Raw genomic sequence first — 26,960 nt, 5'->3', positions numbered from 1 at the left:
GGCCCCCGTTTAGCAGTGGCACCGCCCACGTGATGCATGTCACGACGCGGGCCGTTCAGCCTTCAGCACCAGACCACCGAACGCATCCGCGACAGCAGCCCGGACATCCGCCGGTGTCGCTGCACCGGCGGCTGCGGGCAGCTTCGCGATGATCGCGTCGACGAGCTTCCCGATGACGGTGTCGTCAAGCGACGCGACCGGCTTACCGGCGGTCGCGTCGAGAGTGACCATCGTCACATCCCACTGACGGTCATCGAGATCCACGACCTTCGCGCCCTTCGCGAGCACGTCAAGCGTCTCCGTCCCGTCGACACCGGTCAGGACGGTAAGCGCCCCACCAATACGGAAATCACGATCGTTGCCGACGACTCGGATCGAGCCGCCGCGCCGATAGATGGTGAACATGGGGTCTTCCTCCGTCGTAGTGGTCAGCGCCTCGACCGATGTCGATGCGGTTGTGGGGATCGAGCGGACGATCGCATAGCTGCGCACGTTCGGAAGCTCGCCATGCCACGGCTCGTATCCGTACGGGAAGACGAACCCTTCCCGGATCATCGCCGCACGGTCGCGAGCAGGGTTCTTCAGGTCGAACGCGACGAACCGCACATGCGCGAGGCGCTGTGTTTCGTCGTCGGGATTGTCAGCCGGGTTGTACCCCGGCTCACCGGCCCGCCAACGGTCGTACAGGTCCTTCTGGACGCCGTAGAGCCGCCCAGCCGACACGAGGGGCGGGGAGCCTGCCCGCTGCCACGCCTCGACCGCGCACCGCCGTGCGTACCAGCCGGGGTATCCCGGGATCTCGATGACGTCCAGCGGGCTCATGCTCGTGCTTCCAGTGCGGCGACGCGGACGTGGAGTTGTGCGACTTGTGCGATGAGCAGCGAGATGAAGTCGATCGATTCGGGGATCGGGTCCCCGTGCTCGTCGAGCGCGAGGTGCGCGCCGGTCACATTGCCGTCGTCGTCGGTCTCCACCTCACGGGCGTAGACAACGAACCGCCGCAGATCGTCGGACTCGTTGAGCCGTTCCGCGATCCACCCGATGCGGGGCATCTGGCCCCGGTCGCCTTTCATCACGAACTCGTACAGGTCGGGGAAGATTGCCCCGAGTGCCGCCGCCTCCACCAGAGTGATTTCATCCTTGTACCGTTCCGAGGATGCGCCGCGCGACAAGCGGCCGTCGCTGTTGATGTACGCGATCGTGTAGGACGACACCGCGGCGGAGCTGTTCGGCACATACACGTGGTTCGTGGTCGTGATCGGCTGCGCGGTGTTGACCACCCGATCCCAGGTGCCGCTATTGATCTCATTCACGATGTGGGTGTGCCCGACCGCGGATGCACCGAGGTTCGAGCGGGCTTGCGCTGCAGTCGTCGCGCCGGTTCCGCCCGCACTGATCGAGATCGGGTTGCCTACGTCCCACCCGCGGAGCCCGAGGATCCAGCGCAGATCAGCGAGGTTGGCGACGCCCGTGCCTCCCTTGAGGAGGGGAAGATTCCCGCCGAGGTCTTGCAGGTTGTGGCTGTGCCCCTTCGCCGCGTAGGTGTTCGGCAGGTAGTGCGTGAAGATCGGCTGGCCGTCCTGGCGGACGTCGACGATGTCGTGAATGTGAGACGTCGGGGCGAACGCGCCCGGCTTCCCCTGGATGGAATCCCAGGTGCCAGACACGAGCGTCCACTGCGGGATGTCGAGGCCGCTGAACCCGAGCCCCCACGTCGAGCTGCCCACCCGCACGGTAGACCCGATGGCCTGCAGGTAGTCGCGGACCAGCAGGTCCTTCGCGACCAGTCCCCCGTCGCCCTTCCATACGCGCACGTCGACGAGTTCCTGTACGGTCGGCTGCCCCGCCGCGAACCGTGCCAGAAACAACGGCTGATCGTCTTCCACGCCCACGTCCGTCGACCGGGTGGGGATCGCCTTGATAGACCCGCCCTGCACCAGCACGACGCTGGTCGCGCCCGCGGCCCAGTCGCGTCGGAGCACGACCATGTCCCACCGGTTCCCCGATGTCACCGCGGCGCCGGTCAGTGTGATGTCAGCGTCGGAGATGTCGAGGATGCCCTGCCCGGCTGCGCGGCCTGCGCGCACCACCACCTCACGGGTCCCAGCACCGGCGGTCACGGCGAACGAATCCGCACCGAACACCGAGTACTGCACGCCCAGGTGCGACGTCAGCAGCGCCCAGTCCTCGTAATCGATGGTCCCCTCGTAGCCTCGGGACGTGATGGACATGGCCTACCTCTTCTCCTGGTCTCTGACACCTCTGGCGAGGCTCGCGATCGCGGCCGCGGTCTTGTCGTCGGGCGTATCGGCCGCCTCCCCCAGATGAGGGACGACCACGAGCCCGTCCGCGGGTCCGTCGTCCATGACCACGCGCGTGATCACCTCGACCGTGTCGATCGGGCCGATGTTCACGGCGACCTTGTCACCGACGTGATACCGCCCGAACCGGAACCACGAGTTCTCGATCAGGTCGGTGGACACCGACACCTTCGGGGCGCCCTCAGCGAGGGCCTCCGCGCCGTCCGTGGACAGGTCGGTGATGCCCTGAGCCATCCGGGAGTCTTTGAACACGTCGACGACGGATCCCCAGTGGGCTTCTCGGGTGGTGTCGATGAATTGCTGGAACAGCCGGTCGGTGCCCTCTCCTTCGCCGCCGACGACGACGCGGGTTGCCTCCGGGTAGCTGATCTCCCACCGGTAGTTGCCGAGAACGCCACTGTCCGGGGTGAGCACGCGGGGGAACGTGTCGCCATCGACGACGTCGACGACGCCGTCGGAGATGGTCCATGTCAGCCGGTCCGCTTTCAGCGGCACCGTGAACTTGTCCACCAGCGGGTGCATGCGCAGCTCGATCCGCTGCGACGTCCCGCGACCCAGGGTCGGGGTGATCGTCCAGCCCAGGCCCAGCCGGTCAGACAGTTCCTGGCAAGCGGTCTTCACGATCGTCTCCGTCGGCCCGCTGTAGCGCCGATACTCGGACGTCTGCGCGGTGAGCGGGCTGGCCGGGTTCGGCCAGCCGAGGCTCCGGAACATCCGGAAGTCGTCCTCGACGAGCATTGTGGAGGACCCCATCGGGGCGTTGCCCCGGCGGGTGATGACGGGCCCGCACATCACCGGCTGCCCGTCGAACAGCGCCCGGACCCGGGCGCCGTCGGCGACGGCCGCCCAGATCGGGTCGTCGTCGTCGAACTCGAGCTCGGCGAACGAGACCGCGTCCCACAGCAGCTCGACGTGCGAGGTGTTCGGGGTGATCAGTCGGATGAACGTCGACGTCTTGTCGAGGAGCACGAACTGCAGCACTACGGCTCCCCTCAGAATGCCCGGAGGTACAGCGGTGTCAGCTCGATCGACACCGCGCCGGCACCGGATGTGACGATGTCCAAGCTCGCTTGGGCGCCGGGCGGGATCGGCGCGAACTGCTGGAAGCCGAGGTCCGCGGTCACGTCCGCTCCGTCGAGCGTCGCGGTCACGTTGCGCGGGTCGGTGTCGATCCGCAGCGTCTCACCATCCGCGACCGAGAACGGCACGTCGATCACCCGTCCACCGATCCCGACCGACACGGTCGGCAGCGGCCCCACCAGCGTCCAGATCGGGTATGCGTCGACGTCGCCGGGGTTCGTGATCGCGGCGGATGAGAACGACGCGGCCGCGGAGACGTGGAAGCTGGGCGCACCGCCCGGGTCGATGAAGTCCACACCATCGCTGAGCCCCCACGGGCCCGCTTTCACGGGCTTGCCGGTCCAGAACGGGTGCGCCGCCTCGAGCTTCACCGCGAACGGCGCCCAGCCTTCCAGCATCGGGTCCATCAGGTACGCGTGCGACTCGTCGAACACGCCCGTCAGCGCCAGCTCACGCCACTGACCGTTCGCGCCGACGCGCCACCGTCCCTCCCGCAACGGGTGGAGCGTGGCGAAGAAGCGTAGCGCGCGGTCGAGCCACTCGACCGACCCGGCATCCGACCAGATCTGAATCGGCCAGAACACGGTCCGTGCCTCCGCACGCCACCCCCGCAGCCGCTTGCCGGGCACGACGTGCGACGTCGACGAGAACTTCGTGATCTGCGGGAAGTGCAAGCCCTCCACACCGCGGTTGTCGAGCACGATGCCCGACGTCCAGTCGGAGAGCGAGTAGGTGTCCCCGTTCCACGCCACCCACTCGTACTCGAGCGGCTGGAACGCCCCCGGCGACCCGTCAGGGGGCACCGGGGGCGACGCGAAAACAAGGACCATCAGAACACTCCCGCCCGGGCGTACGCCCGCCGCTTCGACGTCTCCGCCTTCTGGAACAGCTCGTCGAGGTCACGCACGTGCACGTCCCCCTCGATCACCAGCGCTGCGCCGGTACCGTTCTTCAACGCTTGCGACTCGTCCGGGGTGAGTACCGCCTCCGGCCGGCCGGACAGGTTGAGAGCCATCCCGCCGTGCGGGATCCACCCGCCCTGGTCGTACAGCTTCGGGACCACACCGCCGTTGGCCATCGCCCAGTGGACGTGGTTGAAGTGCTGTGCGCGCACCGCACCGTCCCAGAGGTGCTCCTTGCCGTTGAGCAGCTGTCGGGCGCCGGCGGGCGAGTAGATCAGCTCGGAGCTGTTCGGGAAGGCAGTCTTCAGCCAGTTGAAGATCTCCATCTGCGGCGGCAGGTCGATCGCGCGGCCGAGCGAGTGATACGACCGGCCGCCGTTGACGGTGACCGCGCCGGGGCGCAGCGCCGAGTTGAGCGTGGCGTCCGGGAACCGCCCCCGGACGATGTCCCACATCGCTTCCCAGCCCATGCCCTTGCCGCCAGGGGCGGGTGGTGCGGCCGCCTTGAACAGGTCGGCCATGCCCTTCACGGTGTTCGCGGCGAGACCGCCGACCGCCTGCCCGAACACGTTCTGGTCGGCCGTCAGCGGGCGGATGATGCCGTCGATGACGTGCTTCTGGATCGCGGCGGCGGGGTTGGAGAGGAACTCCCATGCCACCGCCGCGGCCCTCTGCACGTTCTCCCACACGTCGCCGGCGATGTCGCCGAAACCGTCGCCGATCTGCCCGCGGCGTGCGGCCGCATTGAGCGCGTCGACACCAGCCTGCCCGCCGACGGCGCGGGTGAACTCGGGCCGCATGATCGCCTCACCACCGGAGAGGTCCAGGTAGCCGGCGGTCGGCGAGAAGAACCGGTGCACGTCACGGCCCGGCGTCCAGCCGGGCAGCACACCACCGTTCGCGAACTTCACGAGGGACGCTTTCGGCAGCTTCATGTCATCGAGCCCGAGCCCGTCGACCAGGTCGTTCCAGAACGAGCGAAGACCGTTGTTCCATACCGTGTCCAGCACGAAGTTGATCGGCACGGCCGCGGCCTGCTTGATGCCAGCCCAGGCGATGCCGATCCCGTCCGCGACTTTCTCGAACGCCTGCCCGATCAGATCGATACCGAACTTGAACGGCGTGAACACGTTCTGATCGATCCACGACCATGCGACCGCGATCGCCGACGCGATCCCGTCCCATACCGGCTTGACGATGTTGTCGTACAGCCAGCGGAACACGACACCAAGGCCCTGCAGCGCGAGCGTGATGTAGCCGACGATCGGCTCGACGACGCTGCGCCATACCCACTGGAAGACGGCACCGATGGCCGCGAATACCGGTTGCAGCACGTTGCCCCACAGCCAGAGCGCGATCGCGCCCCAGAACCGGAAGTAGTTCACGATCAGGGTGCCGATGGGCAGGATGATGTTCTCGTAGATCCAGGTGAACACGACGCCGATGGCGGTGAACACCGGCTGCAGCACGGACTCCCACAGCCAGGTCACCGCGGCGGCGATAGCGGTCGTGACGTTCTGCCACACCTGCTGACCGAGCTCGGTCTGGGTGAAGAACCACACCAGCGCGGCGACCAGGCCGACGATCGCCATGATGACGAGCGTGATCGGGTTGACAGCCATGACGGCGTTGAACGCCGCCTGCACCGCGATACCGATCTTGGTGATGGTCTGCCAGGCGGCTATCGACCCGTTCCACACCAGCCATGCCGCGGCGATCGCACCGATGCCGACCGCGAGCGGACCGATCCACGTCATGTTGTCGCGGACGAAGTTGCCGACCTCCCCGACGGTCGCGAACAGGCCCTTGAAGACCTCCGCGAAGCCGTTCACGAACCCGGTCAGCGCCGGCTTCGCCCACGTGATCACATCGGACAGGCCGCCGACGATCGTGGCCTGCAGGTTGCCCCACGAGCCTTCCATCGTCTCGACGGACTTCGCGGCCTCGACAGCGATCGGCTGGTTCCCGAGCGTCATGATCGCCGCGTTGAACTCCTCTGCGGAGATCTCGCCCTTTTCCATCGCGTCACGGAAGTTGCCGGTGTACGCACCGGCCTGCTGCAGCGCCTCCTGCAGCTTCCCGGACGCACCCGGGATCGCGTCGGCGAGCTGGTTCCAGTTCTCCGTCGTCAGCTTCCCCTGACCGGCGGTCTGGGTGAGGACCATGCCCACGGACTTGAACGTCTCGGCGTTGCCGCCGGCCACGGCGTTCAGGTTGCCGCCCGCCTCGGCGAGCTGGTCGTAGTCCTTGATCCCGTTCGATGCGAGCTGCGCGGTGGTGTTCTGGATCGTGGTCAGGTCGTACACGGTCTGGTCCGCGTACGCGCGAGTCGACTTCGACAGCGTCTTGATGGCCCTGTCGTCGACGCCTGCGAAGCCGAGCGTCTGCGCGAACTTCTGCGTCGCGTCGGAGGCGATCCGCGCCTCACCGACGACGTCGCCGATCGACTGCAGCGCGTTCTGTGCGATGGTTGCGACGATGCCGCCGACAGCACCGGCGACGGCCGCGAACCCCGTCGAGAATCCGCGGCCGGTCCGCTTGCCCAGGTCGTCGCCGACACCGGCGACGTCCGCTTTGCCGAGCTCCACCTCGATGTCACGCTGGACGCCCCGCATCCTCACGGACAGGGCGACGTACGCTTTCGCGATCTCGAAAGGGTTCGCCATTCCCGCCTCCTCCTTTACCCGGTGTCCGCCTCGCGGGCCGCGCGTCGTGCCTGCCGTCGCGCGTACGCCTCGGCCTTGGCGTTCTGCTTCGCTTCCTCGGCACGCGCCTCATGGGCGGGCTTGGGCAGCTCGATCCGCTTCGGCTGAGCGCCCTTTGGGTTGTGGGCGTGCCAGTCGAGAACCTCGAGCCGGTAGATCGCTTCGCGCAGCAGCATCGACTCATCGGTGAGGGCGACCGCGCCGCCGGCCGCACGCCACAGCGCGCACCCGGGCGGCAGCCCTGCAACGAGGTCAGTGAGCTCAGACAGGGTCCGTGCGGGTTCGGTGCGGCCACCCGGACGCAGCCGGAGTCCGTACACCGCTTGCAGAGATGCCCGGAGGGCACCCTCGTGCTCGACGAGGGCGCCCACCAGGCTCACGAGTTTGGGTTCAGTGCCTGCATCAGGTCGGAAACGAACGCGACACCGTCTTCGACAGCGACGCGGCCGTTCACGCCGCGCAGCTCGTCGAGGATGCGGCGCCAGTCATCGTCGCCGACCAGCAGCCGCAGCAGCCGCGGGAACGCAGCCGCGTTGCGATCCTGCAGCTGCGCAGACTGATCGAGCACCTCGAAGTCGTTCAGCGCTTCCTCAAGCACGGTGACCTCGATGTCGTGCACGGTGACGCGCAGCGCGGGCAGCTCGCGCGCGTCGTCGCCCTCACCGACGGTGACGGTGATCTTCTCCGGCTTCGCGGTCTTCGGCTTGTGGTCTTCGGGGGTCTTCGCCCCTGCTGGCACGTTGGCCATGGTTGTCTCCTCCGACTGATCTCCGACTGCGGGTTTGGTGTGAGGTGGGCGGAGCCGTCGGAGGTGACTCCGCCCACCGGTCTGGTGCTACTCGGCGGCCTCGATGGCCGGCGGCGCGGCCGGACGCTTCGCCTCGACGGGCAGCGCCGGCAGGTTCGCCCTGGGCTGGGCGATCGCCTCGGCTTCGGCGGCGCTGAGCGCGTGCGGGCGCCCGAACTGGTCGAGTCGGTGCGGAGCGCTGCGGTCGAAGTCAGCCGCCCGCTTGGCCGGCTTCCTCGCGGCCATCAGGCGGCGCCTTCGACGTCGGTCGACAGGTGCGTGTAGTCGCCGATGATCTCGCCGAGGAACGGGAAGCCTGCGATGTCGGTGCCGCCGTAGACACGATCGCCGTTCTGCACGATCTCGAAGCGCGGGATGATGAGACGCTCCTGCACGTCGTCGTCGTCGGCGTCGAAGAAGTCGATGACGGCGGTGCGGACGGCGACGCGCTGGCCGGGACCGCGAGTGACGGTGCGGACGCCGGCAGCGACAGCGACCGACTTCTCGTGGTAGCGCAGCGACTGCGTCTGCGCCTTGGTTTCGAGCGCGTGGAACGTGAGAGTTGTTCCGGACTCGCTGACCCGGGTGCGGACGACTGCCTGCCCCTGGTGGCCACGGGTCTTGTTCACCGAGCCGGTGAGCTGCTCGGTGACACCGTCGGAGTGCAGCCACCCGACGTCCTCGAACGCCTCGTCGAGCGCGCCGGTGATGGTCGTGGGCAGCGTGGTCCCGAACGGGGCAAGGTGGATGGCATCGGCATCCCCGCCGTAGATGCGGGCGAGCTCTGCGTTCACGGTCATGTGTGTGTCTCTTTCGTGTGGAGCCGGGCATGACCGGCGATGGCCCCCGACACCTCGCCGGGGAGATCTCCGCCCGGCCACTGTGGTCGGGGCGGGCTGTGTCGTTGTGTCAGCGCTTGGCGCGGACGGTCAGCTGCACCGTGAACCGGTACCGCGGGGTCTCGGTGTCCGGGTCGGGCGTCGAGTACGGTCCGGAGACCTCGGTGACGCCGCGCACGAGCGTCATCGGCGTGTACGCGCCGAGCAGCAGATCGCGGCAGCGATTCGCGAGATCGGCAGCATCCGCGGAATCGGTGGACCATGCCTCGACGGTGACCTGTGGCCGGTCAACGATGCGGTTCGCGGCCGCGCCGCCATTGCGCCACAGCCGAACGAACCGGGCCGGACGCTCTGCCGGGACGGTGGTGTGAACGGGCGCGTCGATCCTGGCGGTGAGGAAGTCCAGCACCAGCACCTCGACGTCGACGAACCGCGTCGGAACGAGTGCGGAGGCCAGCACGATCCCCATCAGGAGATCGCTCGCTCGAGCACGGCATTGCGTGCCTGCTCGCGAGCGCCACGGGCGTTCGCGGGCTGCACGAACCCGCGCGCCATCCAGCGGTGCGGGAGCGGCTTGTACTCGAAGTCGGGGCCGGCGGCGGCCGCGATCCGGCGGCCCTCGGCGTCGACGATGGCCTGTACCGGCTCGGAGCGCATGAGCTGGTTCAGGCCCCGGAGGTTCACCTTCACCTGAGCAGTCATGGGGGTTCCTCCTCGCTATCCGTCGGTGCGTTCCAGCTCGACCGGCATGTTCCATTCGGTCGGAGTGTCGTCGGGGTAGGGCTTCGGGTCGCCGATGACCGGCGCGGGCGGCTCGCCGCGCACACTGATCTGGGCGCCGCGGAGCGACCCGGTGAATGTCTTCGGGAAGTAGAGCGTCCACGCGATCGTGGTGCCATCAGGGCGGCGATCCTCACCGAGGTCGGCACGAGGGCCGGGGGCCACGAGGACGTTGTCGACGTCCTCGGGCTGCCAGTCGTAGATCGGCTGGTTGTGCCTGTTGGTGCCGGTCTGGGTGCGCCGGCGGACGACGACGGTCTCACCTTCCACGCAGCACCACCGTCGACGGGAGCCGCGGCGGGCGGAACGACTGCGCAGCAGCCGCGTCGGCCGGCGAGAGCAGCACCTGGCCACCGACGGCCCAGGCCGCGAACGTGCCGCCCTCCTGGAAGGGCCCGGCGGTCTGCTGAAACTGGGTCATGCCGGCGCGGGCGCGCTTGTCGACGTCGTAGGTGCGGGCGACCATCTCGGCGACCGTGGTCTTCGCGAGCTCGGGCACCGTTACGGATCCGAAGCTGTAGTCCACCCGCACGAACGCCTGCGAGCAGTGCGCCACGGTGAGGACGTTCTCGAACAGCGAGTAGCCGACCGCCGCGCCGGCGTCGTCAGTGACTGTGTGAACCGTCACGACGGGAATCTCGGGAAGCCGCACCTCGTCGCCGTGGATCTTCAGCCGCATGGTGCGGCGCCCGGGGGTGAAGGTGCGTCGAGCCGCGTCGCGGAACAGTTCGGACGCCTTCGCGAGCTTCGCGTCGACGCCCTGCTGCTCGGAGGCGGTCAGGGCACGGCCGAGCGCCGCTACGACGTTCTCCGACGTCGCGAGCGGGGTGTAGGTCTCAGCCATGCCCTGACTCCTCTCAGATGGTTGCGATCAGGCGACCGCGATGGCGGGCGTGCTGCCGCCGGTGAACGACCCGGTCGCGGAGACCACGACACGCTCGTTGAGCGTGAGGGTCTTCACGTTGGCCGGGAACGCGCCACCGGAGACGACGGCACCCGACACTCCGGTGAGCTCGTTGATCTCCGCCGCGATGGTCGCGTTCGACGCGTTGTACGCGATCGCGTCGGTCGTCTGCCCGTCGACGGTCACCGTGAACGTGCCACCCGTGGGGGCGCCCGTGATGGTGAGCGTGTAGGTCGCCTTCTCCGCGCCGCCTGCGCCGAAGGTGACCTTGATCGCACGCTGGAACTTCAGCACGACCGCATCGTTCTCGTCACGGACGATGGCCCCAGTGGCGGGGTCCTGCTCCGGGTCGAGCACCGGCGTGGCACCGGCGAACGCGTGGACGACCGAGCGGTCCTTCAGAAGGTCGCTGTCGTAGTCCCACAGCTGCGTGACGGCCAGGCCATTGCCAGCCGCGACGCCACCACCCTTCGCGACGCCGTTGGGCACTGCCGGCGCGACGTTCGCGATCGCGATCGCCGTCTCGTGCACGAAGAACGACTCCGTGTCGCCGAGCGCATCGAGCTCGACAATGATCCAGCCGCCGAGCTTGCCCACGACACCTTCTCGGAGAGCCTCGGGCAGGCCGGAAGCGTCCACCTCGAGCAGCTTGTCGTGCGTGGCGATCGCCTCGGAGACATCCGCGCCGACGAGCCAGTACCGACCTGTGAGCGGCCAGTGCGCCTTCTGCGCGAGCTTGCGAGCGCGGATCGCGACCTTACGTGCGTCGTTCTCGACGGCCGCGGCCGATGCCGGATTGAACGTGACGCCGAACACGAACGATGCGGCACGCAGCACGCCCACGATGATGTTCTCGATGAAATCGAGAACCGCCTGCACCTGCGGTGCCTGGACGTCGCGGACGTACTCGATCTCGTCGAGCGTCTCCTCCTCGGGCGACAGCGCGACTGCGCTGTAGATGTGCCGGTTGAGGACGACGGCGATCTTGGAGTTGGCGATCCGATCGACGACGATCGCGTCGTCGCCGCGCCAAGGCTTTTCTCGCGCGACGAGGACCGCCGGCCGCTTCACCATCACGGTGTCGCCCTCGGCGCCCTTGAAGTCGGCGATGCCGAACTTGTAGGTGAACAGGCCCGGGGCCTTCACCTGCTTGCGGAGCAGTCCGAGCGCGGTGGCCGCGAGCTTCTGCCCCTTCACGAAGATGTTCGCCACGATGTACCCCTTTCGGTGGGTGTGGTTGGACCCGTGAGAGTTCGTGGCGAACGTCTACGGGGGATGTCTCAGCGGGCGGTTGCCGCCGTGACGATGTCGTCGGCCGACATCTCGCCGGCGCCGATCTTTTCGCCTTCGCCCTGGCCGTCTGCGGACGGTGCGGGCGGCTTCTTCGGGAGGATGGCGGCGAGGGCGTCAGCGTGCGCCTCGAGCTCTTCGCGGGTGGTCCCGCGGAGCGCCTCGACGGGCACACCCTTCACCTTCGCGACCTCCGCTGCCGTTGCGGCTGCGGCATCCTTCGCGTCACGGTCGGCGAGCTTCTTCTCGGCGGACTCGGCCCGGGCGAGGAGTTTCTCCTGCTCGGTCTTGTTCGCTTCCTCGAGCTCGTCGAACTTCTTGGCCTTGTCGGCGTTGGATTTGGCCTGGTCCTCGTTCTTACGAGACAGCGTCTTCCATTTCTCGACCTCGGCCTGCGCCGCAGCGAGCTTGCCTTCGGGTGTCTCCGCCTCCGCGGCTGCCTTTGCGGCGGCCTCTTCGGCGGCGATCTCTTCGGGCGTCTTGGGCATGATGGTTTCCCCGTTTCGGAGTGATGAATCGGCAGCCCGTTTCGGGATGCCGCGACCCGGCAGCGCCGGGAGGTCAGTGGAGTGCGTCGATGTCGGCTTCGGCGGTGAACTGGTCCGAGCGCCATGTCAGCGTCGGGCCGAGCTCGCCGTGCTCGCGGGTCACGATCAGCTCGGTGAAGTCCGAGATCGGCCGGCCGCGGCTGTCGGTCTTGCCGCGCAGCAGGTCGCGGGCGTTGCGGTCGGTGTAGCCGAGCTTCGACTCGATCTGCGTGTGCGTGAGCTCCAGCAGGTCGGCGTCGATCACCTGGCCGGGATCTCGGCCGGCCTTCACGCCCCGTTCGCCGCAGTCGCACCCGGGGTGCATCGGCTGCAGGTCGGACAGGTGATAGCGCTGCGTCGACGCGATCACGCACAGCGCGCAGTTCTCCGCGCCGGACAACACCCGCAGCGTGTAGTCGAACCCGGTCTGCTCGTAGCCGGCGCGCGCCTGCCGGGTGCGGGCCTGCTGAATGTCGGTCGTGACGATCGACTCGAGCCGGTGCAGCCCCTCCGCGCGCGCCTTCTCGAACGGCTTCCCGGCCGCGAGCGCCGCGTAGGTGGCGACCGCGGGGCGCCGGTAGACGTCGGCGGCAGGCACGCCGCGGTAGCCGACCACCTGGTCGCGGTTGACGGCCGTGGCGGTGGCGGTCACGCCCTCGAGTTCGGCGAGCCGCTGGATGTACGCGTTCGTGATGTTCGCGACCTGCAGCTGGCCGCCCTGCACCACCGGGATGATGCGGGCCACGAGCCGGTCGACGTCCGCGTCGCGCAGCGAGGCGGACGCGCCCCAGAGCGCGGCCGCGAACGCGCGGACGCGTTTGCGGATCTCGGTGGAGCGTTGCATGTAGGCGAGGGTGAGCCGGTCAGAACTCGGTGCCGCCACCAGGCACTCCAGTCAGGGCGAGGGTCTGCAGCTGCTCGGCGGCGAGGTCGGCCTCTTCCTCGTCGATCTCGTCCGGGGACATGCCCCAGATGTTCTTCGCGATCCAGCGGGACGACTTGCCGGCGGCCTTGGCCTGCGCGGCGGCCGCGGCCTTCTCTGTCAGCGAGACGTGCTCCGGGGACTCGAACAGCACCTGGATGGTCTCGCCCTCGTCGAGGCCGAGGATCCGCAGCGCGTCCAGCAGGGAGCCCTCCATAGGGCCGCGGGCCCGCTGGATGCGGTTCTTGGCCTTCTGGATCTCGCCCTTGTGCGCATTGTTGGCGCCGGCGGCGGACTGGTTCTGCCCCTCCGGCAGGAACACGTCGATCGGGGTGCGCATCACGGCGGCGAAGTCGCGGGCGTCCTGCTTCTCGCCCGACAGCAGCGGGGTGATGTCGACGGCCCCGGACTCCCACACGTCGATGCCCTCGGGCAGGTCGATGAGCGCGCCGGGGGCGAAGTCGAGTCGTTTGCTCCAGTCGATGTCGTTGCCGTTATCGTCCTGCTCCGGCAGGTTCTTCAGCGCACGCGCCTTGAATGCCTGGTAGGCGGTGACGACCAGGCGCTGCAGCTTGCCGAGGTTGATGCGGTCGATGACGTCGATGTGCGGCTCGAACTCGGCCATGCCGTTCTCGTTCTCGAGCGCGTACACCGGCACCGGGCCGTCGAACACCTCGGGGTCGCCGTCCGGCTCCCAGTCCCCCGCCACCGTCCCGCGAATGGTCCCGGAGACGGTCTTCACCGGCCGGGAGAACCGCTGCCGGACGCCGGGCACCCACACCTGCGCGAAGTCGCGCTCGAGGTCCTGGTCGCGCCAGGCGCGCAGTGCGGCGCGGGAGCGCCACGGCTGCGCCGGGTCCGCCGCGGTGATGACCTTCTCCGGCGTCTCCGACGTGATGATCGGCTTCCCGTCGCGGGTGCCGACCACCAGGTAACCGACCCGCACCGACAACATGTTCATGATCGCGTCGGCGAACACGACGTCGAGGCGGTTGTCGCGCCAGACGATCCGCAGCGCGTCGATCGCGGGGCTGGTGCGCGCGGTGCCGACCCGCACAGCGTTGGGGACGATACGGCCGGCGAGCGACTGGCACCCCAGCCCGCCGTAGTTGGTGCGCGCCTTCTTCTGGAACGCCTCCCACGACTTCTTGGTGTTCTTGCCCATCTCCGGCATCGGTGCGTCGCCGTCCGTGGAGTACTTCCGCAGCCGCACGATGGCCGGCATCCGGGCATCCAGGCGCTTGGCGAGGATCGGGAGCCACTGCTCGGGCGTGGTCGCCATATGGGCCCCCTATCGAAGCTGTCGCGGCATCCGCCTGTTGGTCTGAGCGGTGACGCCCTTACCGAGTGCGTCGTTGCCGGCGGCGAACGCGAACGCGGCCCCGTAGGTCGCGTCGATCTTGCCGTAGTCCTGGTTGTCGTCGGCCTTCTTCAGCACGTACCCCGCGCGCCGCGGATCGCGGCGTGCGTTGAGGAAATGCGCGATCACGGTCGGGTCGCCGTCGAAGGTGACCTCGACCTGCCGGATCGCCGAGTACAGCTGGTCGAACGTGTCGCACGTGCGCGAGATGTCCTTCTGCCGCCACCGGATCGGCTCCGGGACGCTCATCTTCGCCTTCAACCGCTTGTGATGCGCGGCCTCCCACTGCTTCACCTCGCCCGCCCACCCGGCGGACGGGTCAGCGTAGAACCCGACGACGTTGTAGTCCTTGAACGCCTTCGCCACGGTCTGCTCGATCTCCAGCTTCGGCGGCCGCCAGCCCTCACCTGCAGGCCCGTCCGGCTGTTCCCAGATCCCGAGCTTGAAGAAGTGTCGTTGCGTCACCGAGTAGCCGATGAGCACGGTGGAGTCGGCGATGTGCTTGTCTTTGCGCCCCTCAGACCCGTCGAAGCCGAGCGTGATCGGCTCGGTTCGCCCGATCGTCTTCGGCTCCTTCGGGATGCACGCGCGGATCTCCGGATCAGAGACGTAGGCGTCGCGGGCCGCGTCAACCTGGTTGAGGAAGTCGGCGCGCATCACCGCGATGTCGTTGGACGTATCGAAGAAGTCGAGTGCGCCGCGGTGCACGTCGAACCAACCCGGCGCGCACGGCGGATCGTGCAGCAGGCACCCGTCGGGGTGCTTTGCCGAGTCCCCGTACGCGACGCGAAGGCCGTGCACGAGCGAATCCATGTCGTCGACCTTCGTGGACGCCGGCGCCGGGCGGTGGTCGAAGTAGATCGAGTGGACGTCCTCGAGGTTCTTGTACTTGCCCGACTGGATGTCGTCCCAGAACCCGAACGATGCCTCCGCCACTGAGCGCTCTCCCAGCACGTAGGCGTTCGGGGTCTCGATCGTCACGCCGCCGAGCTTGGTGGCGTTGTTGCGGAGCACCTGGGCGAGCTTGATGCCCCCGTTGCCCTTGAGCCAGGTTTCGGTCTGGTCCAACGATGCGGCGACGTTCTTGGCGCCCTTGTTCGTGGTCGACGACGACGTGACCGGGGAGATGCGGCCGCGTTCGAGGGCGACGAACGAATCCATCGGGTCGAGGTTGAACTCGTCCACCGCGGACCCCTGGCGGAGCATCTCGAGCAGCGGCTCCCACGTGTACTTCGTCTGCTCCTCCGACACCGCGGCGATCGCGACGTACGGGGTGCGGACCTTCGACCAGGGCTTGCCGACCGGCTGCCCTTCGGCATCCCACCCATCGGGCACGACGTCGAAGATCGCCTCGGCGATCATGATGCTGCCGACGAACGGTGACTTCCCCCACCCTCGAGGACGAATCAGGGAAGAACGGTGGATGACGCGCCGACAGGTGTGCGGATCGATCCGGTACAGCTCGTTGAGGTACTCCTGCTGCTCGATCGTGAGGATGAACGGGTCGAAGATGTCATCGTCGCCCGCGTCCGGCCGGCCAAGGTACTCCGCCATCTGATCGGCGACGTGCCAGCCCAGCGTCGGGAAATCGCCCTCGAACTGCGGAACCCACGGCATCAGGCCGTGTCCCGCCGCGCAATGCCGCGAGCGCGGTCCCGCGAGGAGCCAGGCGCCTGGTCGTGGTGAGCTTTGAGCCGCTCCTTGGCCTCGATCTCGGCGGTGTTCGCGATCGCGAACTGCAGGCGCAAGCGGGCGCGGTCCTCGGGTGTGAAGCCGTACTTCGCCTCGCGCAGTCGGAGCTCGGACGCGACCCGCATATCGCCTTTCCAGAAGTGGGCGTGGATGAGCGCGGTCTCGGCGAGGTACGACCAGTCGAGGTCCGTGAACTCGGGGGCGAGGGGGTGGTGGGCGAGCATGCTCCACCAGCCGCGGGTCGCAGTAGGCCAGTTGAACCGGCGCTTGACCGTCTCCTTAGCTTCGCCGGGACGTTCGATCTCCACGTCGAAGTAGATCGTGGGCAGGGACGGCTGCGTGGTGGCGGTCGCTGGCAGCACGCGCAGCTGCAGTACGTCCTTGTTGCGGCGAGCTCGCTGATCCGACGCCTTCGGCGCGGGGCCGCGGCCGGCCATTTAGATGAGTCCGTTCATGGGTCGTACTCCCCCGTTTCGGGTGGGCGAGCGTCCCGTTTCGGGGCGCCTTCCAACGCGACATACCGCGTGATTTCGCGGCTAAAACCGTTACAATAGGAAGGTGAGAGAGTGCGAATCGTGTGGCCGGTCGATCACGAACCGGAACGCTCAGGCCCGGTACTGCTCGACCCGCTGTCGAGTCGCCGGCCACCGCGCCGCGAAGCGCCAGCAGCTGCCGCTCGAGCTCACCCGCCGCGACCGGTGGGTGCGCTGGACGCCGAGCAAGCGCCCGATCACTGTCACCGGCGAGCCCGCCTCGTCGACGGACCCGACGACGTGGGGCAGCTACCAGGCCGCCCGTGACTCTACGGTCGGCGCAGGCCTCGGCTTCGCACTCGGCGACGGCCTCGGCTGCATCGACATCGACCACTGCCTCGTCGACGGCGAACTCACTGCGGCCGCGGCCGCGTTCCTCGCCGCCTACGCGGGGCACTACATCGAGATCTCGCCCAGCGGGACCGGTCTTCACATTTGGGGGCACCGCGCCGAGCAGCCTGGCCGACGGTACACCGTGGCCGGCCTGCCCATCGAGGTCTACTCGACCGGACGGTACATGACGGTCACCGGGAGCGTGTTCCAGTACGGCTCGCTCGCGCCCATCGAGCTGTGATCGAGCCTCGCCTCAGCCGAAGCGATTTACCAGGTATGCGCCGAGGCCGGCGGAAGCGCTGATGCTCTGCTCCGAGGGCGACACGGTGTCGCGGCCGGCGCGGCCCGTCTGCTCGAGCTCGGCATTCGTCCATTCCACTCCGACCGCCCACGCTACGACGTAGGGGTCATCGTTGGGGCGGATCGTGCGGAGGTACTCCGCGATCGCCTTGGCCACCGCATCCCGGGCAGCGACGACGTCGGGCGCCAGGTAGTCGTAGGGTCGCTCGTCCTCGTCGGCCATCCGCCCCGCTCCAATCTGTAACGCTTTTCTCGACAGGCGCTGATGTCAGCGCGGCGAGCCCGATCGGGTCGCGAGGCCCCCAGTAGCGCGCGGAAGCCTCGGCGGGCATCCAGTTCTGCCTGATCTGAGGGTATTTTCCTCAGACCCGTACACACTCCGAATCACAGCTCCTCCCCGCGAGGGCCGGAGCGGGGGTGGGGGTCCCCCGCCCCCTCGAAGACCAGAATCAACGCCGACCTGGATGCTGCTCGCGCGGGCGATACCCACTTCCGGGACGGAAACGGGAACGCGCGGCCGATGCCTGAGCCTGCGTCTCGCGATTGTGATGCCAGTGGCACAGGGTGCGAACGTCGTCGACCGTCGTGCATTCGCCCTGCTGCCACTGCGACCGATGAGCGGCCTGCAGATCGGTAGTCGCCGGGCACCGTTGCCCCGTGTTCAGGTCCGCCGTGCACCGGTACCCATCGCGAGCAAGGCAGGCATCCCGAACCGGAGTCGGAACATGGGTAGGGCGGCTGTTCTCCCAGGGCATCGCTTCACCCCCGGGCCATTCATCGAGACGAATGCCAGGGTCGGTGCGGCGCACCCCTGCGCCCACCCAGACGCTCGACGACGCACCAACCCCCGAGAACGACGAAGGCCCCATCCGTTCAGATGAGGCCTTGTCATAGTTCTCGTGCACGCACAGCGTAGCACGAGCCGCGGTCGTCACTCTTGCGCGGCTGGTGCGAGCGGGATCCCGGCGTGTCGGCGGGCCTTCATCGTCTCGGCCGCGGCGTCGACAGTTGAGGCGTAGAACCATCGAGTGACGGTGCCGCGCGAGTCTCGCGACGTCGTCGCGGGCTTGAGTACGTCGGCCTGCACCCACCGTCGGAACTGGCGCTGTGACACCTCGGCTCTCTCCGCAGCATCCGTCAACGGCAGCAGCGGGTCGTACCACTCGGTGACCGGCGCTCGGGCGATCACGTGTTCGTCGCTCTCGCGATCGCTGAAGCGCGAGAGGGTCCGGTCTGCGCTCGTTCGCTGAGTCGCCTCGGTGAGCGGATCGGCGTGGCGATCGCGGCGTTCCACTCCCCACTGCCTCATCGCATCGAGCACCGACCATCCGCCACGGATGCCGTCGACCTCGACATGCCAGTCGAGGACGTGCTCTGCGATCCAGGTTGCCGCGCGCTCGTGGGTGGCAATCCAGTCGAGATCTCGCCCGTACGCAAGCCACACGTCCATGACCTGCTCGACAGCGTGCAGCGCATCGGCGAGGTCATCAGCGATCGGTGCCGACGCGGACGAGGCGGACGAGGACACTCGCACTCGATCGAACACTGCCGCTCGAGCGGGATCAGCAAGCGATCGCATCCGCCCGATCAAATCGGGCAGATCGCGCAGCAGGCCCCTGATCCGTCGGTAGCAGGTGTCGCACAGTCTGCCTCCCTCAGGCCGTGCCGGCTTGGGGGCGCAGCCGGTGCAGTCGCCGTTGGTCGCGCCGTAGCTGGGGCACACGGCGAAGTGCATACCCGGCTGGACACAACGAACGCACCCGCGGTCAGAAGGGTTTGTCATCGTCGGGCTCCTCCGGCTGCTGCTCCTTGAACATGGCCAGCCGTTCCCCGTATCGTTCGCGAGTGATCCACCACTTCCGGTAGTCGGATTGGGTGCCGCAGGGACCACAAGACTCGAGCGAGCCGTGCGGGTGATCCGGACATCCCAGCGGAGGTGCTTGCAGTTCGAGAGGGCGTTGTGGTCGGGCGGGTGTTCCTGGTTCCCGGCGATCCCATCCGGCCCAGCGCTCTTCCGCCTGACGTTCCTCGTCCAGCACCTGCTCCCACGCACGCCTGCGCGCGCTCTCCCGCGTGTGCGCTCTTCCTCTCTCTCCCTCTATAGCCGTGGAGGATTCCGCCTCCCAGGCGGGCTCTGGCGGGCGTGCCGCCGTGAGTGGCGGCGGGCCGACGTGTGCCGGCTGCAGCACGATCCACCACGACTGATCGCCCGGGCGCAGCGTCAGGAAGCCCAGCTCCTCGAGCGTCAGCAGGTGCGTCTCCAGCAGGTCGCGGCCCGTCGTCGGCGCATCCAGGTGCGGAGTGAGAATCGATGCGATCAGCGTCGCGTCCAGCGGCACCCGCCCCAGGGTGTCCGCCATCCTCGCCAGCCCCGTGAGCGTTTCCGATGGGGTCGGATGAGACTGCTGCGGCGGCGAGGTGTTCGGCGACCTGGCGGATCTTGTGGCGGAGCCACTGCTCGCGGTTCCACTTGGGTCGGTGGCCGTCATCGGGGTTGACTCCCTCTTCATTTCCTCTTGCGAACGCCCGGATGCACATCCGGAACGCCATGTACAGATCGCGCTCGTCGACGCGGAAGCACTCCGTCCAGCCGCGGCCGCGCCACAGCAGACGCGCCGCCTCGTCCGCGGCCGCGAATGCCGGCTCGAACAGGCGGTCCATCTCGATGAGCGCTTCTCGCTCCCACGACGCGTCCGTGCCGGGGTGCGCGACGATCACGTGCGCGCCGGAGCGCTGCATCTCCTCGATCCGCGACCACTTCCACGCCCGACCCACTTTGAGCACGCCGACGCCCGGGCCGAGCTCGTCGCGCCAGTACGCGACGTACGTGAGCGCGTACTTCGGCAGCGCCAGCAGTGGCGTGAGTTCCTTGCCGCGTCGGCGCTGCTCGTTGTGGGCGTTGCACAGGCCGTTCGCACGGTGCGGGCGACCGCACAGCGGGTACTCGCAAGCCCGCCGCGAGCGCGGCTTCACTCGCTCCTCCCGTTCCAGACGGCCATCGGCAGGACCATGCCCTTGCCGTCCGGAGCGGGGCGAGCGGGTTCTCCCGTCTCTGCTCGGTGGGGGCCGTCGTGGCGGTCGATCCGTTCGCACCGGAGTCTCGACGTGTCGTCGCGCGATCGACATTGACGGGTCGGCATCACTCGCTCCTGTTCGTCGGGGTGGTGGCCTCAACTGGTGCAGGTTCGAGGTCGCCGTACTCTTCGCTGATGCCGAGCACGACGGGGACGTCCTGGTGTTCGTCCCACACGCCGAGGTCGATGCCGGCGTCGAGTGCGATCGAGTACTCGCACTCGCGCAGATCGATGCCGCTGTCGACGCACGACTGGGAGTGCAGGATGTACACGCGCTGCTCGGCGGAGACCGCGCGGCCGAGGTGCTTCTCGAGATCGCGCGGTGCACCGACGATGCCTGCGATCTTCGCGGTCGGTTCCAGGCGGGTCATGCGCCCTCCTCATCCCACAGCGGGACGTCGCTCTCGCGGCGGCCGTCAGGCAGCGCGGCAGCTTGGGTGTCGACGCTCGCGTACGACCAGGTGACGCCTTCGCCCGGGCCTTGCCACTCCCAGTCGATGACGCCGTCCGGCCAGCGGCCGGTCGTGATGCTGCCCTCGTCGTAAATGTGGTGGTCCCACGTGTCGTCGGTCGCGCTGTCGTCGAGCGCGTTCGCAGGCTCGTCGAGCCAGCCGATGATCCAACAGTCGCTGTGGAAGACATACTCGTGTCCGCAGGGCCAGGCGTCGCAGTCGCACGACGGGTACCAGTGGCATCGGTGATCGCGGCCGCCATCGCACACGGCGCGGCCGTTGCGGATCCGGTGCGTCGCCAGCGGCAGAGCGGCGACGGCTTCGGGCTCGGTCGGGTCCTCTGGCAGGTCGAAGGACGTCGGCACGTACGCCGCCGGCAACGGCGGCACCAGGTGCGGGTGAACCTGCGACTCGGGGCGGATCGAGACGCACGACAAGCAGTCAGCGCGGGCGCCCTGCGTGATGTGGTTGTGTTCGACCATCAGTTCCTCCTCCCCATCGTCAGCTGGAGGTATTCGCCGTCGAGGAGGCGTACGGTGACCTCGATCTGCCAGGGCATGAGCGCAATGCCGGCAGCGGCCGCATAGGCGATGAGGCGTACGCGGATGCGGCGGCGCCGGCGGACGCGGCGGCCCGCAATCCGCTTCTCGCGGTTCATCGGGGCAGCTCCTCAGCGCGTCGCTCGGCTTGGTCTTCGGCGGCGGCGTAGTCGAGTGCGTCGATCATCTTGAGCGCGACTGCAGCGACCTGGACGAGCTCCTCGCGCAGCGCGACGGTGTCGTCGGTGGCCGCGGCTTCGAAGACCTCTTCGCGGAGGATCTCCCACCAGGTGACCGTGCCGTCGCCGCCGTCGTTGTGGCTGTGCGCTTTCGTCGCGGTGCGGAACTCGTCGGCGATGTGATCGGCGAGCCATACCTCGTCGACGTAAGGCACTCCGGCGCCGGCCGAGAGCGGCATCGTGTCGGGCCCGGTTCCCATGGGCAGGTGCTCCTGCTCGCCGTGCTTCGCTATCGAGCGCGTGATCTCGTTGAGCACGTCGCTGAGCGCCTGCCCGAACCGCTCCCCCGGCGTGAGGTTCGGGACCAGGAGGTCGGCGAGCGCGAGGGCTTCGCGGTAGTGGAAGTCGCAGGCGTCGGGCAGCGATCGGTCCCGGTTTGGGATGTGGCCTCCGCGCTGGCACATGCGGTAGGCGATGACGTTGGCGATACGGTGGCGGGCGGTGACGCTCATCGGCGGCTCCCTCGGACTCGGCGGCGGTACTCGGATGCCTGGCGGAGCTTGCCGCGCACGAGGGCACCGGCGCCAGCAACGACAGCGGCGTTGGCGGCCTTCTCGACGGTGAGCGCGAGTTGCAGCCGGTTGTTCTCCTCGACTTGCCCCCACCAGCGGGTGACGACGGTGTCGAGCGCGCGCTGCAGCTGCGCGTTGTCCTCCTCGAGGTGCCGGGCCGTCGATTCCCAATGGATCGCCCAGCGGCGAGCGCGTTCGATGTCTTCGGGGATGGTGACGTCGGCCCATTCGGGGCGGGAGTCGGTGGTGGGTGCCGGACTATCCGGTGCTGTGTGGTGGCGGTCGAGTTGTTGGAGGAATGCGACGATGAGCGGTGTCTCGCTGTCGTAGCATTTCGCGAAGAACGGGTGCTGGGCGATTTGCTCCCAGGCGACGATGCGTTCATCCTGCTCGGTCTCGTCGTCGGGCAGGTATGCGATCGTGAGGTCGTCGTAGGCGTCGACGACTGCGGTGTGGGTCATGGGGATGTCGCGGGTGTGGTTCCACCAGTGCGCGGTGGGCGTGAGTTCGGTGACGCGTTCGATCAGTTCGATTCGGGCTGTGCCGTCCGGGTCGATTGATGCGGCCGCGAGGCGGGTGCCGATCTTCGCGAACGCGAGCGACAGCATCCGTTCTACGTACACCGCGGCGGGCGTGTCGGTTTCGTGGGTCGGGGCGGCCGGGGGGTCGGGTTCGTTGTCGGCGTCGTCGTTGAGTTGCTCGAGCTCGGCGCGTGCGCGGGCGCCGGTCATTGCTTCGGCGAACTCGGCGGGCTCGAGCGGTGGGTGCCCCATCTCCTCGGCCTCGGCGGCCGGCGTTCCTTCTGCCGGGGCCTCTTCCTCGATCGTCGGCTCTTCACCGGCGTCTTCCTGGGGGTCGGCGTCCTGGGAGCGCTCTGCAAGGGGCTGTGCAGCGGCCGGCGTTGCCGCCGGGGTCGGGTGGGCGTCGTCGTAGGCCTTGACGATCGCGAGTGGGACGCGGCCGCGGGCGGGGCAGTCCAGACCGACGTGCTTCGCCCAGGCGCGGATGTCGGATGCAGACAGTGCCGCGGCCGCGGGAGGTGCCTGCCTGGTGGTCAGCTTCTTCTGTCGCGGCTGCTTGGGCACGGCCGGCGCGGTGGTCTCCCCCGCTTCGACGGGAACCGGGTCGGGCTCGACCAGGGCCGGCAGCGGTTGCGGTGCCTGTTCGACGTGTGCGACCGGTTCCGTCGTCGGCTCGACGTCGTGGGTGGTGGGCATGACGATGTCCTTCGGGGTGGGGGTGGTCTCGCTGGTGTGGGTGCGGATCCGGCGGGGCTTCCACCGGAAGTCGTCGGGCCGGTTCGCGAACTCCTCGTCGACGGCAGCGTCCTTCGCGGCGGCTTCCTCGTGAGCGAGCGCTTCGTCTTCGGTGGTGGGCGGGTAGAAGCCGAGGCGCTTGGCGATCTCGGTGGAGGTGAGCCCGCGACCACGGAGCTGCATGTAGCGGCGTTCGCCGCTGACGAATCGGAAGTGGGCCGACTCACAGCTCATGCCGTGCACGGTGAATGCGGGGCAGGTGGTGTTCCTCGTGCAGCCGGCGTCGTATCCCTCCGGCGTTCCGTGCTCGCGCGGCCTCGGCATACTCAGTCCTCGTTGTCGCTCTCGTCATCGACGTCGTCCTCGCGGGGGTCGCCATCGAGGCCTTCACCTTCCGCGCGCAGAGCATCGTCGTGGGCACGGTTGGCGATCGCTTCGCGGCATGCGGCGAGCGCGGTTTCGTCGATCTCGGTGAGGGGGTATCCCCATTTCTTGAGCTGCTCGAGGTGGCGGATGGTGAGGAGTTCGTCGTGACCGTGCTCGGTGCGCTTCTCGTGGATGCCGAACGAGGTGGCGAGCATGAGTCGGAACGGTGCGATTCTCTTGGATGCGATCAGGTCGTCGAGTGCTGCGGTTGCTTCGCTGGAGTTGTCGGGCGCGTCGACGTTGAGGAGGGGCAGGGTCCATTTCGGGGCGCGCTGGTCGTCGTAGTAGTAGTCGCCGTTGTCGAGGAGAGCGGCTGCCATGTATTCATAGACGCCGGCGAGCTGGTTGATCTTGCCGGGCAGGAGGTCGTGGATCCACTGCCGGCGTGCGGCGCGGTTCGCTTCGAGCGCCTGCTGGCGGGCCTCCCGGTCGGCGATCTCCTGCTTCTGCTCGTCGGTGAGTTCGCGTGCGGCGACTGCGTTCGCACGGCGGTGGCCGTGTTCGGCGTAGTCGCGGCAGACGTACTCGATGGCGAAGTCCTCGACGCGGTATCCGGCGACGCGAGCGGAGTGCCCGGGGCAGGCTGCGTGGTTCTTCTCGGTGAGCTTCTTGCCCTTCTCGTCGACGAGGTGAGCGATCGCCGCGGCGCCTCCTTTGAGAGACCCGTAGGTATCGACCGGGGCGAGCTTGACCTTCGCGGCGCGCAGCTCTGCCTTGAGTTCGGCGACTCGTGCGTCCTTCGCGAGCTTGTCGCGGGCGCTGCGCACCTTCCATTCGAAGTCAGCGGGCTTTGTCGAGGCGGTATCGGCGAGCTCGGCTTGCACGCTGGGGTGCTCGTCGAACTCGGTCAGAACGGCGGCCTGCTCGAGATCGATCGCAGGCTTGGTGGAGAGGATCGCGGAGGTCTTTTCGGAGCGGGCAGCGCGGATGCCGGCGCGAACTCGGTCGGGCTTCTCGGCGATCGCAGTGGCGATGTCTTCGGGGGTGAGCCCGAAGAGGCCTTCGAGGTTCGCCCATCCGCGGGAGAGCTCGCGCTGGGTGACGCCTTCGCGGCGCTCGTTTTCGACGATCTGTTGCTCGAGCACGAGCGATCCGGTGATGGTCGATGCGTCACGGACGATCACGGGGATCGCGGCGAGACCGGCAAGGATCGCGGCGCCGACGCGTCGGTGTCCGAAGACGATGTAGAACGCACCATCGGTGTCGTTCCACACGACCGTGGGCGGCTGCAGGATGCCGGAAGCGCGGACGGAGTCGATGAGCTGCCCATCGGGGGTCGCGTCCTCGCGGATCTGGTCAGCACTTCGAAGTGTGCTCGGGTCGATCGTGATGAGCTGCAGCTGCTCGATAGCGGATTGACCGGGAGCGGTGGTGGCGGTGGTCATGTCGGGTGGATCCTTTCTGTGGGTGGTGGGGTGGTCAGCGGCCGCGGTGGGCGCGGCGCTTCTGCTCCGTCTGCTGCTTCATCGAGCGAGCGCGGAGACGATTGGTGAGCATCGGATCGATGCGGAGCGCGTCCTCGGTCTTGATGAGGCGACCGAGGAGCTGGTAGTAGCGGGCGGGCCGGATGCCGAGCTCGTCGAGGATCGCGGTCTCCTTACGACCGGTGGCTTTCGGGTGCTTCGCTTCGAACGCGAGCAGCTGCTCGCCGGTCGGGCGCGGCTTCGCTTCTCCGGTCATGGGAGCTGGCCGATCCGCTCGAGCAGCTCGTTCAGGAACTTCGGGTTGGCGCGATGCGCGACTCCGAGCAGCTGGCTGATGATGTCGGCCGCACCCTCACCGTTGAGCAGATAGAGGACGTCCGAGCGTTCGGTGGCGTGGTTGACGCGGCCGCGGAGCTCGAGCGCAATGACGGTCTCGACACCCTCCTGGCGAAGCGCGCCGATCACAGCGACCGACGTGCCGTCCAGCAGCACCGCGTCAGTCGTGTCGATCAGCGCATCGCCGCGACCAAAAGCGGATCCGCCGATGATGTGGCTCACAGCTCAATCTCCTCGAGCGGGACGAGCTGGCGGATGTGGAGGGTGAAACCGGCGCGGGTGACGAGGCCGTCGGAGTCGTTGACGTGGCGGATCTCCGCCCGCGGCTTAACCATCAGGTCCGGGGTGTCGTCACGGACCACACCGGCGACGACGAGAGCGTCGAAGAGTGGCTTTTCCAGTCCCCCGAGGTTGTCGACATCGCGGCGACGGCTGATCGTGTACCACCAGAACAGTTGCGCTTCGACCTTCGCCATCTCAGGGATGCGGGCGGCGATCGCCAGCTGCAGCGCCTGGTCCTTCGCGGCCGCGACAGCACGGTTCCGACCGCGCCAGTTCGCCTTAGGTCCGTTCGCGGGGATCGGGTTGGTGGGCCAGCCGAAGTGCAGGATCCACGTGTCGGGGGTGGGGTGCGAGCTGCCGTAGATCTCGAGCTCGGTCGGGTACATCATCATCGGGCGTTTCCGTAGAAGCGGCGGGCCTCGTTGCGGGCGTAGCGGAACGCAGCCGCACGGCCGCCCCGCTCCCTCGAAAACGAGGTTCGGCTGCTCACGAGAAGACGGGGTCGCCCCTGACTGTCGCGGCCCGTGGTTCGATACGCGACCCAGACGATGGCTTCACGGTTCGCGGTACCGAACGGGACGAGGGTCGTCTCCTGACGGATGTACCAGCGCACCTGGTACGAGGCCCGGTTCATGGTCTTGCTCATGCTGCGACTCGCTCCTCGTAGCTCTGGGTGTGGGTGTGGTCCGCGACCGTGTCGCGATCGCCGCTCGCCTCGCGGTCGACCGGGCGGAGACCGTTCGACGACGGCAGGGTGAAGGTCAGTTCCCCCCGCCGCGCCATCTCCGCCTCAAGCAGGTCGTCGGCGGCCGCGAACAGTGCAGGGTTCTCGATGCGGGCCCGGAGCTCATCGGCACCCGTGAGCACGCTCACAAGACCACCGCCACACCGACCGCGAGCGCGACCAGTTCGACAGTGGCGAGCGCGCCGACGGCGAGGGTGGTGAGGTGGTGCCAGTCGCGGCGGTAGCGCATCGGCATGTCGCGTGCGATGCCGGGTCGGCGGGTCACGGGAGCACCACCGTTGTGACGGCCTCGGCGAGCGCAGGGATGCCGAAGATGAGGAAGGTGTACGCGGCGAAGACGATGACGTAGTGGCGTGCGGTGGCGCGCTCGTCGTCATTGGATCGGGTGGGCATGGCGGTG

General features: G+C 68.2%; 36 protein-coding genes. 1 reads left to right on the top strand and 35 read right to left on the bottom strand.

From position 1 onward, the window contains the following. Positions 1-39: 39 nt before the first annotated feature. The 19 genes from KEC57_RS06540 to KEC57_RS06450 form a co-directional block, all read right to left on the bottom strand. Entirely contained in the window at positions 40-822 is a 783-nt protein-coding gene (locus tag KEC57_RS06540; RefSeq protein ID WP_229383770.1) for a hypothetical protein, read from the bottom strand. After that, positions 819-2,231, bottom strand: a complete 1,413-nt coding sequence (locus KEC57_RS06535) for a hypothetical protein (protein ID WP_229383769.1) — start codon at positions 2,229-2,231, stop codon at positions 819-821. Before KEC57_RS06535 ends, KEC57_RS06540 begins: the two co-directional genes overlap by 4 nt. Before the next feature lie 3 nt (positions 2,232-2,234). Continuing rightward, positions 2,235-3,302 (bottom strand): Gp37-like protein, encoded by a 1,068-nt coding sequence (locus KEC57_RS06530; RefSeq protein ID WP_229383768.1) that lies wholly within the window; start codon positions 3,300-3,302, stop codon positions 2,235-2,237. Positions 3,303-3,313: 11 nt separating this feature from the next. Then, a complete protein-coding gene (locus KEC57_RS06525) occupies positions 3,314-4,231 on the bottom strand; it encodes a phage tail family protein (RefSeq protein ID WP_229383767.1) in 918 nt (305 codons plus the stop codon). Further along, positions 4,231-6,969 carry a tape measure protein gene (locus tag KEC57_RS06520; protein WP_229383766.1) on the bottom strand — a complete coding sequence of 913 codons (2,739 nt, stop codon included), beginning with the start codon at positions 6,967-6,969 and terminating at the stop codon, positions 4,231-4,233. The genes KEC57_RS06525 and KEC57_RS06520 overlap by 1 nt, the downstream gene beginning before the upstream one ends. A 14-nt stretch (positions 6,970-6,983) precedes the next feature. Then, positions 6,984-7,388 (bottom strand): hypothetical protein, encoded by a 405-nt coding sequence (locus KEC57_RS06515; protein WP_229383765.1) that lies wholly within the window; start codon positions 7,386-7,388, stop codon positions 6,984-6,986. Continuing rightward, positions 7,385-7,756: a hypothetical protein gene (locus KEC57_RS06510; protein ID WP_229383764.1), complete on the bottom strand. Its 372-nt coding sequence runs from the start codon at positions 7,754-7,756 to the stop codon at positions 7,385-7,387. Before KEC57_RS06510 ends, KEC57_RS06515 begins: the two co-directional genes overlap by 4 nt. 87 nt (positions 7,757-7,843) lie before the next feature. Beyond that, positions 7,844-8,041: a hypothetical protein gene (locus tag KEC57_RS06505; protein WP_229383763.1), complete on the bottom strand. Its 198-nt coding sequence runs from the start codon at positions 8,039-8,041 to the stop codon at positions 7,844-7,846. After that, the gene (locus KEC57_RS06500) at positions 8,041-8,595 is read right to left on the bottom strand and encodes a phage tail tube protein (RefSeq protein ID WP_229383762.1); all 555 of its coding nucleotides are present in this window, start codon (positions 8,593-8,595) and stop codon (positions 8,041-8,043) included. The genes KEC57_RS06505 and KEC57_RS06500 overlap by 1 nt, the downstream gene beginning before the upstream one ends. 109 nt (positions 8,596-8,704) lie before the next feature. Further along, positions 8,705-9,103: a phage tail termination protein gene (locus KEC57_RS06495; RefSeq protein ID WP_229383761.1), complete on the bottom strand. Its 399-nt coding sequence runs from the start codon at positions 9,101-9,103 to the stop codon at positions 8,705-8,707. Further along, complete coding sequence (locus tag KEC57_RS06490) at positions 9,103-9,336, bottom strand: hypothetical protein (protein WP_229383760.1); 234 nt, start codon at positions 9,334-9,336, stop codon at positions 9,103-9,105. The genes KEC57_RS06495 and KEC57_RS06490 overlap by 1 nt, the downstream gene beginning before the upstream one ends. 15 nt (positions 9,337-9,351) lie before the next feature. Beyond that, a complete protein-coding gene (locus KEC57_RS06485) occupies positions 9,352-9,684 on the bottom strand; it encodes a hypothetical protein (RefSeq protein WP_229383759.1) in 333 nt (110 codons plus the stop codon). Beyond that, positions 9,674-10,258 carry a hypothetical protein gene (locus tag KEC57_RS06480; RefSeq protein WP_229383758.1) on the bottom strand — a complete coding sequence of 195 codons (585 nt, stop codon included), beginning with the start codon at positions 10,256-10,258 and terminating at the stop codon, positions 9,674-9,676. Before KEC57_RS06480 ends, KEC57_RS06485 begins: the two co-directional genes overlap by 11 nt. A 27-nt stretch (positions 10,259-10,285) precedes the next feature. After that, the gene (locus KEC57_RS06475) at positions 10,286-11,530 is read right to left on the bottom strand and encodes a hypothetical protein (RefSeq protein WP_229383757.1); all 1,245 of its coding nucleotides are present in this window, start codon (positions 11,528-11,530) and stop codon (positions 10,286-10,288) included. Positions 11,531-11,598: 68 nt separating this feature from the next. Then, positions 11,599-12,096: a hypothetical protein gene (locus KEC57_RS06470; protein WP_229383756.1), complete on the bottom strand. Its 498-nt coding sequence runs from the start codon at positions 12,094-12,096 to the stop codon at positions 11,599-11,601. A gap of 73 nt (positions 12,097-12,169) precedes the next feature. Continuing rightward, the gene (locus KEC57_RS06465) at positions 12,170-12,979 is read right to left on the bottom strand and encodes a hypothetical protein (RefSeq protein ID WP_229383755.1); all 810 of its coding nucleotides are present in this window, start codon (positions 12,977-12,979) and stop codon (positions 12,170-12,172) included. A gap of 19 nt (positions 12,980-12,998) precedes the next feature. After that, the gene (locus tag KEC57_RS06460) at positions 12,999-14,339 is read right to left on the bottom strand and encodes a phage portal protein (protein WP_229383754.1); all 1,341 of its coding nucleotides are present in this window, start codon (positions 14,337-14,339) and stop codon (positions 12,999-13,001) included. Between the two features lie 9 nt (positions 14,340-14,348). Next, the gene (locus tag KEC57_RS06455) at positions 14,349-16,034 is read right to left on the bottom strand and encodes a hypothetical protein (RefSeq protein WP_229383753.1); all 1,686 of its coding nucleotides are present in this window, start codon (positions 16,032-16,034) and stop codon (positions 14,349-14,351) included. Beyond that, the gene (locus tag KEC57_RS06450) at positions 16,034-16,546 is read right to left on the bottom strand and encodes a phage terminase small subunit (RefSeq protein WP_229383752.1); all 513 of its coding nucleotides are present in this window, start codon (positions 16,544-16,546) and stop codon (positions 16,034-16,036) included. Before KEC57_RS06450 ends, KEC57_RS06455 begins: the two co-directional genes overlap by 1 nt. Before the next feature lie 121 nt (positions 16,547-16,667). Here KEC57_RS06450 and KEC57_RS06445 point away from each other — a divergent pair, with 121 nt between their 5' ends. Continuing rightward, on the top strand, positions 16,668-17,216 hold the full coding sequence (locus KEC57_RS06445) for a hypothetical protein (RefSeq protein ID WP_229383751.1): 549 nt from the start codon (positions 16,668-16,670) through the stop codon (positions 17,214-17,216). A gap of 12 nt (positions 17,217-17,228) precedes the next feature. On the opposite strand, the gene KEC57_RS06440 is transcribed toward KEC57_RS06445, so the two are convergent. The 16 genes from KEC57_RS06440 to KEC57_RS18905 form a co-directional block, all read right to left on the bottom strand. Then, a complete protein-coding gene (locus KEC57_RS06440; RefSeq protein ID WP_229383750.1) occupies positions 17,229-17,498 on the bottom strand; it encodes a hypothetical protein in 270 nt (89 codons plus the stop codon). 708 nt (positions 17,499-18,206) lie between these two features. Further along, positions 18,207-18,803, bottom strand: a complete 597-nt coding sequence (locus KEC57_RS06435; protein WP_229383749.1) for a MerR family transcriptional regulator — start codon at positions 18,801-18,803, stop codon at positions 18,207-18,209. A gap of 238 nt (positions 18,804-19,041) precedes the next feature. Next, complete coding sequence (locus tag KEC57_RS06430) at positions 19,042-19,614, bottom strand: hypothetical protein (RefSeq protein WP_229383748.1); 573 nt, start codon at positions 19,612-19,614, stop codon at positions 19,042-19,044. Positions 19,615-20,414: 800 nt separating this feature from the next. Then, entirely contained in the window at positions 20,415-20,720 is a 306-nt protein-coding gene (locus KEC57_RS06425; RefSeq protein WP_229383747.1) for a hypothetical protein, read from the bottom strand. Further along, the gene (locus KEC57_RS06420) at positions 20,717-21,283 is read right to left on the bottom strand and encodes a hypothetical protein (RefSeq protein ID WP_229383746.1); all 567 of its coding nucleotides are present in this window, start codon (positions 21,281-21,283) and stop codon (positions 20,717-20,719) included. Before KEC57_RS06420 ends, KEC57_RS06425 begins: the two co-directional genes overlap by 4 nt. After that, positions 21,283-21,459: a hypothetical protein gene (locus KEC57_RS06415; RefSeq protein ID WP_229383745.1), complete on the bottom strand. Its 177-nt coding sequence runs from the start codon at positions 21,457-21,459 to the stop codon at positions 21,283-21,285. The genes KEC57_RS06420 and KEC57_RS06415 overlap by 1 nt, the downstream gene beginning before the upstream one ends. Then, on the bottom strand, positions 21,456-22,031 hold the full coding sequence (locus KEC57_RS06410) for a hypothetical protein (RefSeq protein WP_229383744.1): 576 nt from the start codon (positions 22,029-22,031) through the stop codon (positions 21,456-21,458). Before KEC57_RS06410 ends, KEC57_RS06415 begins: the two co-directional genes overlap by 4 nt. Then, positions 22,028-23,581 carry an Lsr2 family DNA-binding protein gene (locus KEC57_RS06405; RefSeq protein WP_229383743.1) on the bottom strand — a complete coding sequence of 518 codons (1,554 nt, stop codon included), beginning with the start codon at positions 23,579-23,581 and terminating at the stop codon, positions 22,028-22,030. The genes KEC57_RS06410 and KEC57_RS06405 overlap by 4 nt, the downstream gene beginning before the upstream one ends. Positions 23,582-23,673: 92 nt before the next feature. Then, the gene (locus KEC57_RS06400; RefSeq protein ID WP_229383742.1) at positions 23,674-25,158 is read right to left on the bottom strand and encodes a ParB/RepB/Spo0J family partition protein; all 1,485 of its coding nucleotides are present in this window, start codon (positions 25,156-25,158) and stop codon (positions 23,674-23,676) included. Positions 25,159-25,192: 34 nt separating this feature from the next. Next, positions 25,193-25,453: a DUF3263 domain-containing protein gene (locus tag KEC57_RS06395; RefSeq protein ID WP_229383741.1), complete on the bottom strand. Its 261-nt coding sequence runs from the start codon at positions 25,451-25,453 to the stop codon at positions 25,193-25,195. Then, positions 25,450-25,755, bottom strand: a complete 306-nt coding sequence (locus KEC57_RS06390) for a PIN domain-containing protein (protein ID WP_229383740.1) — start codon at positions 25,753-25,755, stop codon at positions 25,450-25,452. The genes KEC57_RS06395 and KEC57_RS06390 overlap by 4 nt, the downstream gene beginning before the upstream one ends. Next, complete coding sequence (locus KEC57_RS06385) at positions 25,752-26,207, bottom strand: RusA family crossover junction endodeoxyribonuclease (protein ID WP_229383739.1); 456 nt, start codon at positions 26,205-26,207, stop codon at positions 25,752-25,754. Before KEC57_RS06385 ends, KEC57_RS06390 begins: the two co-directional genes overlap by 4 nt. Then, complete coding sequence (locus KEC57_RS06380) at positions 26,204-26,461, bottom strand: hypothetical protein (RefSeq protein ID WP_229383738.1); 258 nt, start codon at positions 26,459-26,461, stop codon at positions 26,204-26,206. The genes KEC57_RS06385 and KEC57_RS06380 overlap by 4 nt, the downstream gene beginning before the upstream one ends. Further along, the gene (locus tag KEC57_RS06375; RefSeq protein WP_229383737.1) at positions 26,458-26,682 is read right to left on the bottom strand and encodes a hypothetical protein; all 225 of its coding nucleotides are present in this window, start codon (positions 26,680-26,682) and stop codon (positions 26,458-26,460) included. Before KEC57_RS06375 ends, KEC57_RS06380 begins: the two co-directional genes overlap by 4 nt. A gap of 2 nt (positions 26,683-26,684) precedes the next feature. After that, positions 26,685-26,825, bottom strand: a complete 141-nt coding sequence (locus tag KEC57_RS06370; RefSeq protein ID WP_229383736.1) for a hypothetical protein — start codon at positions 26,823-26,825, stop codon at positions 26,685-26,687. Continuing rightward, the gene (locus KEC57_RS18905) at positions 26,822-26,953 is read right to left on the bottom strand and encodes a hypothetical protein (RefSeq protein ID WP_267492222.1); all 132 of its coding nucleotides are present in this window, start codon (positions 26,951-26,953) and stop codon (positions 26,822-26,824) included. The genes KEC57_RS06370 and KEC57_RS18905 overlap by 4 nt, the downstream gene beginning before the upstream one ends. Positions 26,954-26,960 lie beyond the last annotated feature (7 nt).

Origin of the sequence: Microbacterium allomyrinae (genome assembly GCF_020682705.1) — a bacterium.
GTDB classification, from domain to species: Bacteria; Actinomycetota; Actinomycetes; order Actinomycetales; family Microbacteriaceae; genus Microbacterium; species Microbacterium allomyrinae.
Note: the sequence above shows the minus strand (reverse complement) of the source record. Positions and strands in the feature narration are given on the sequence as shown.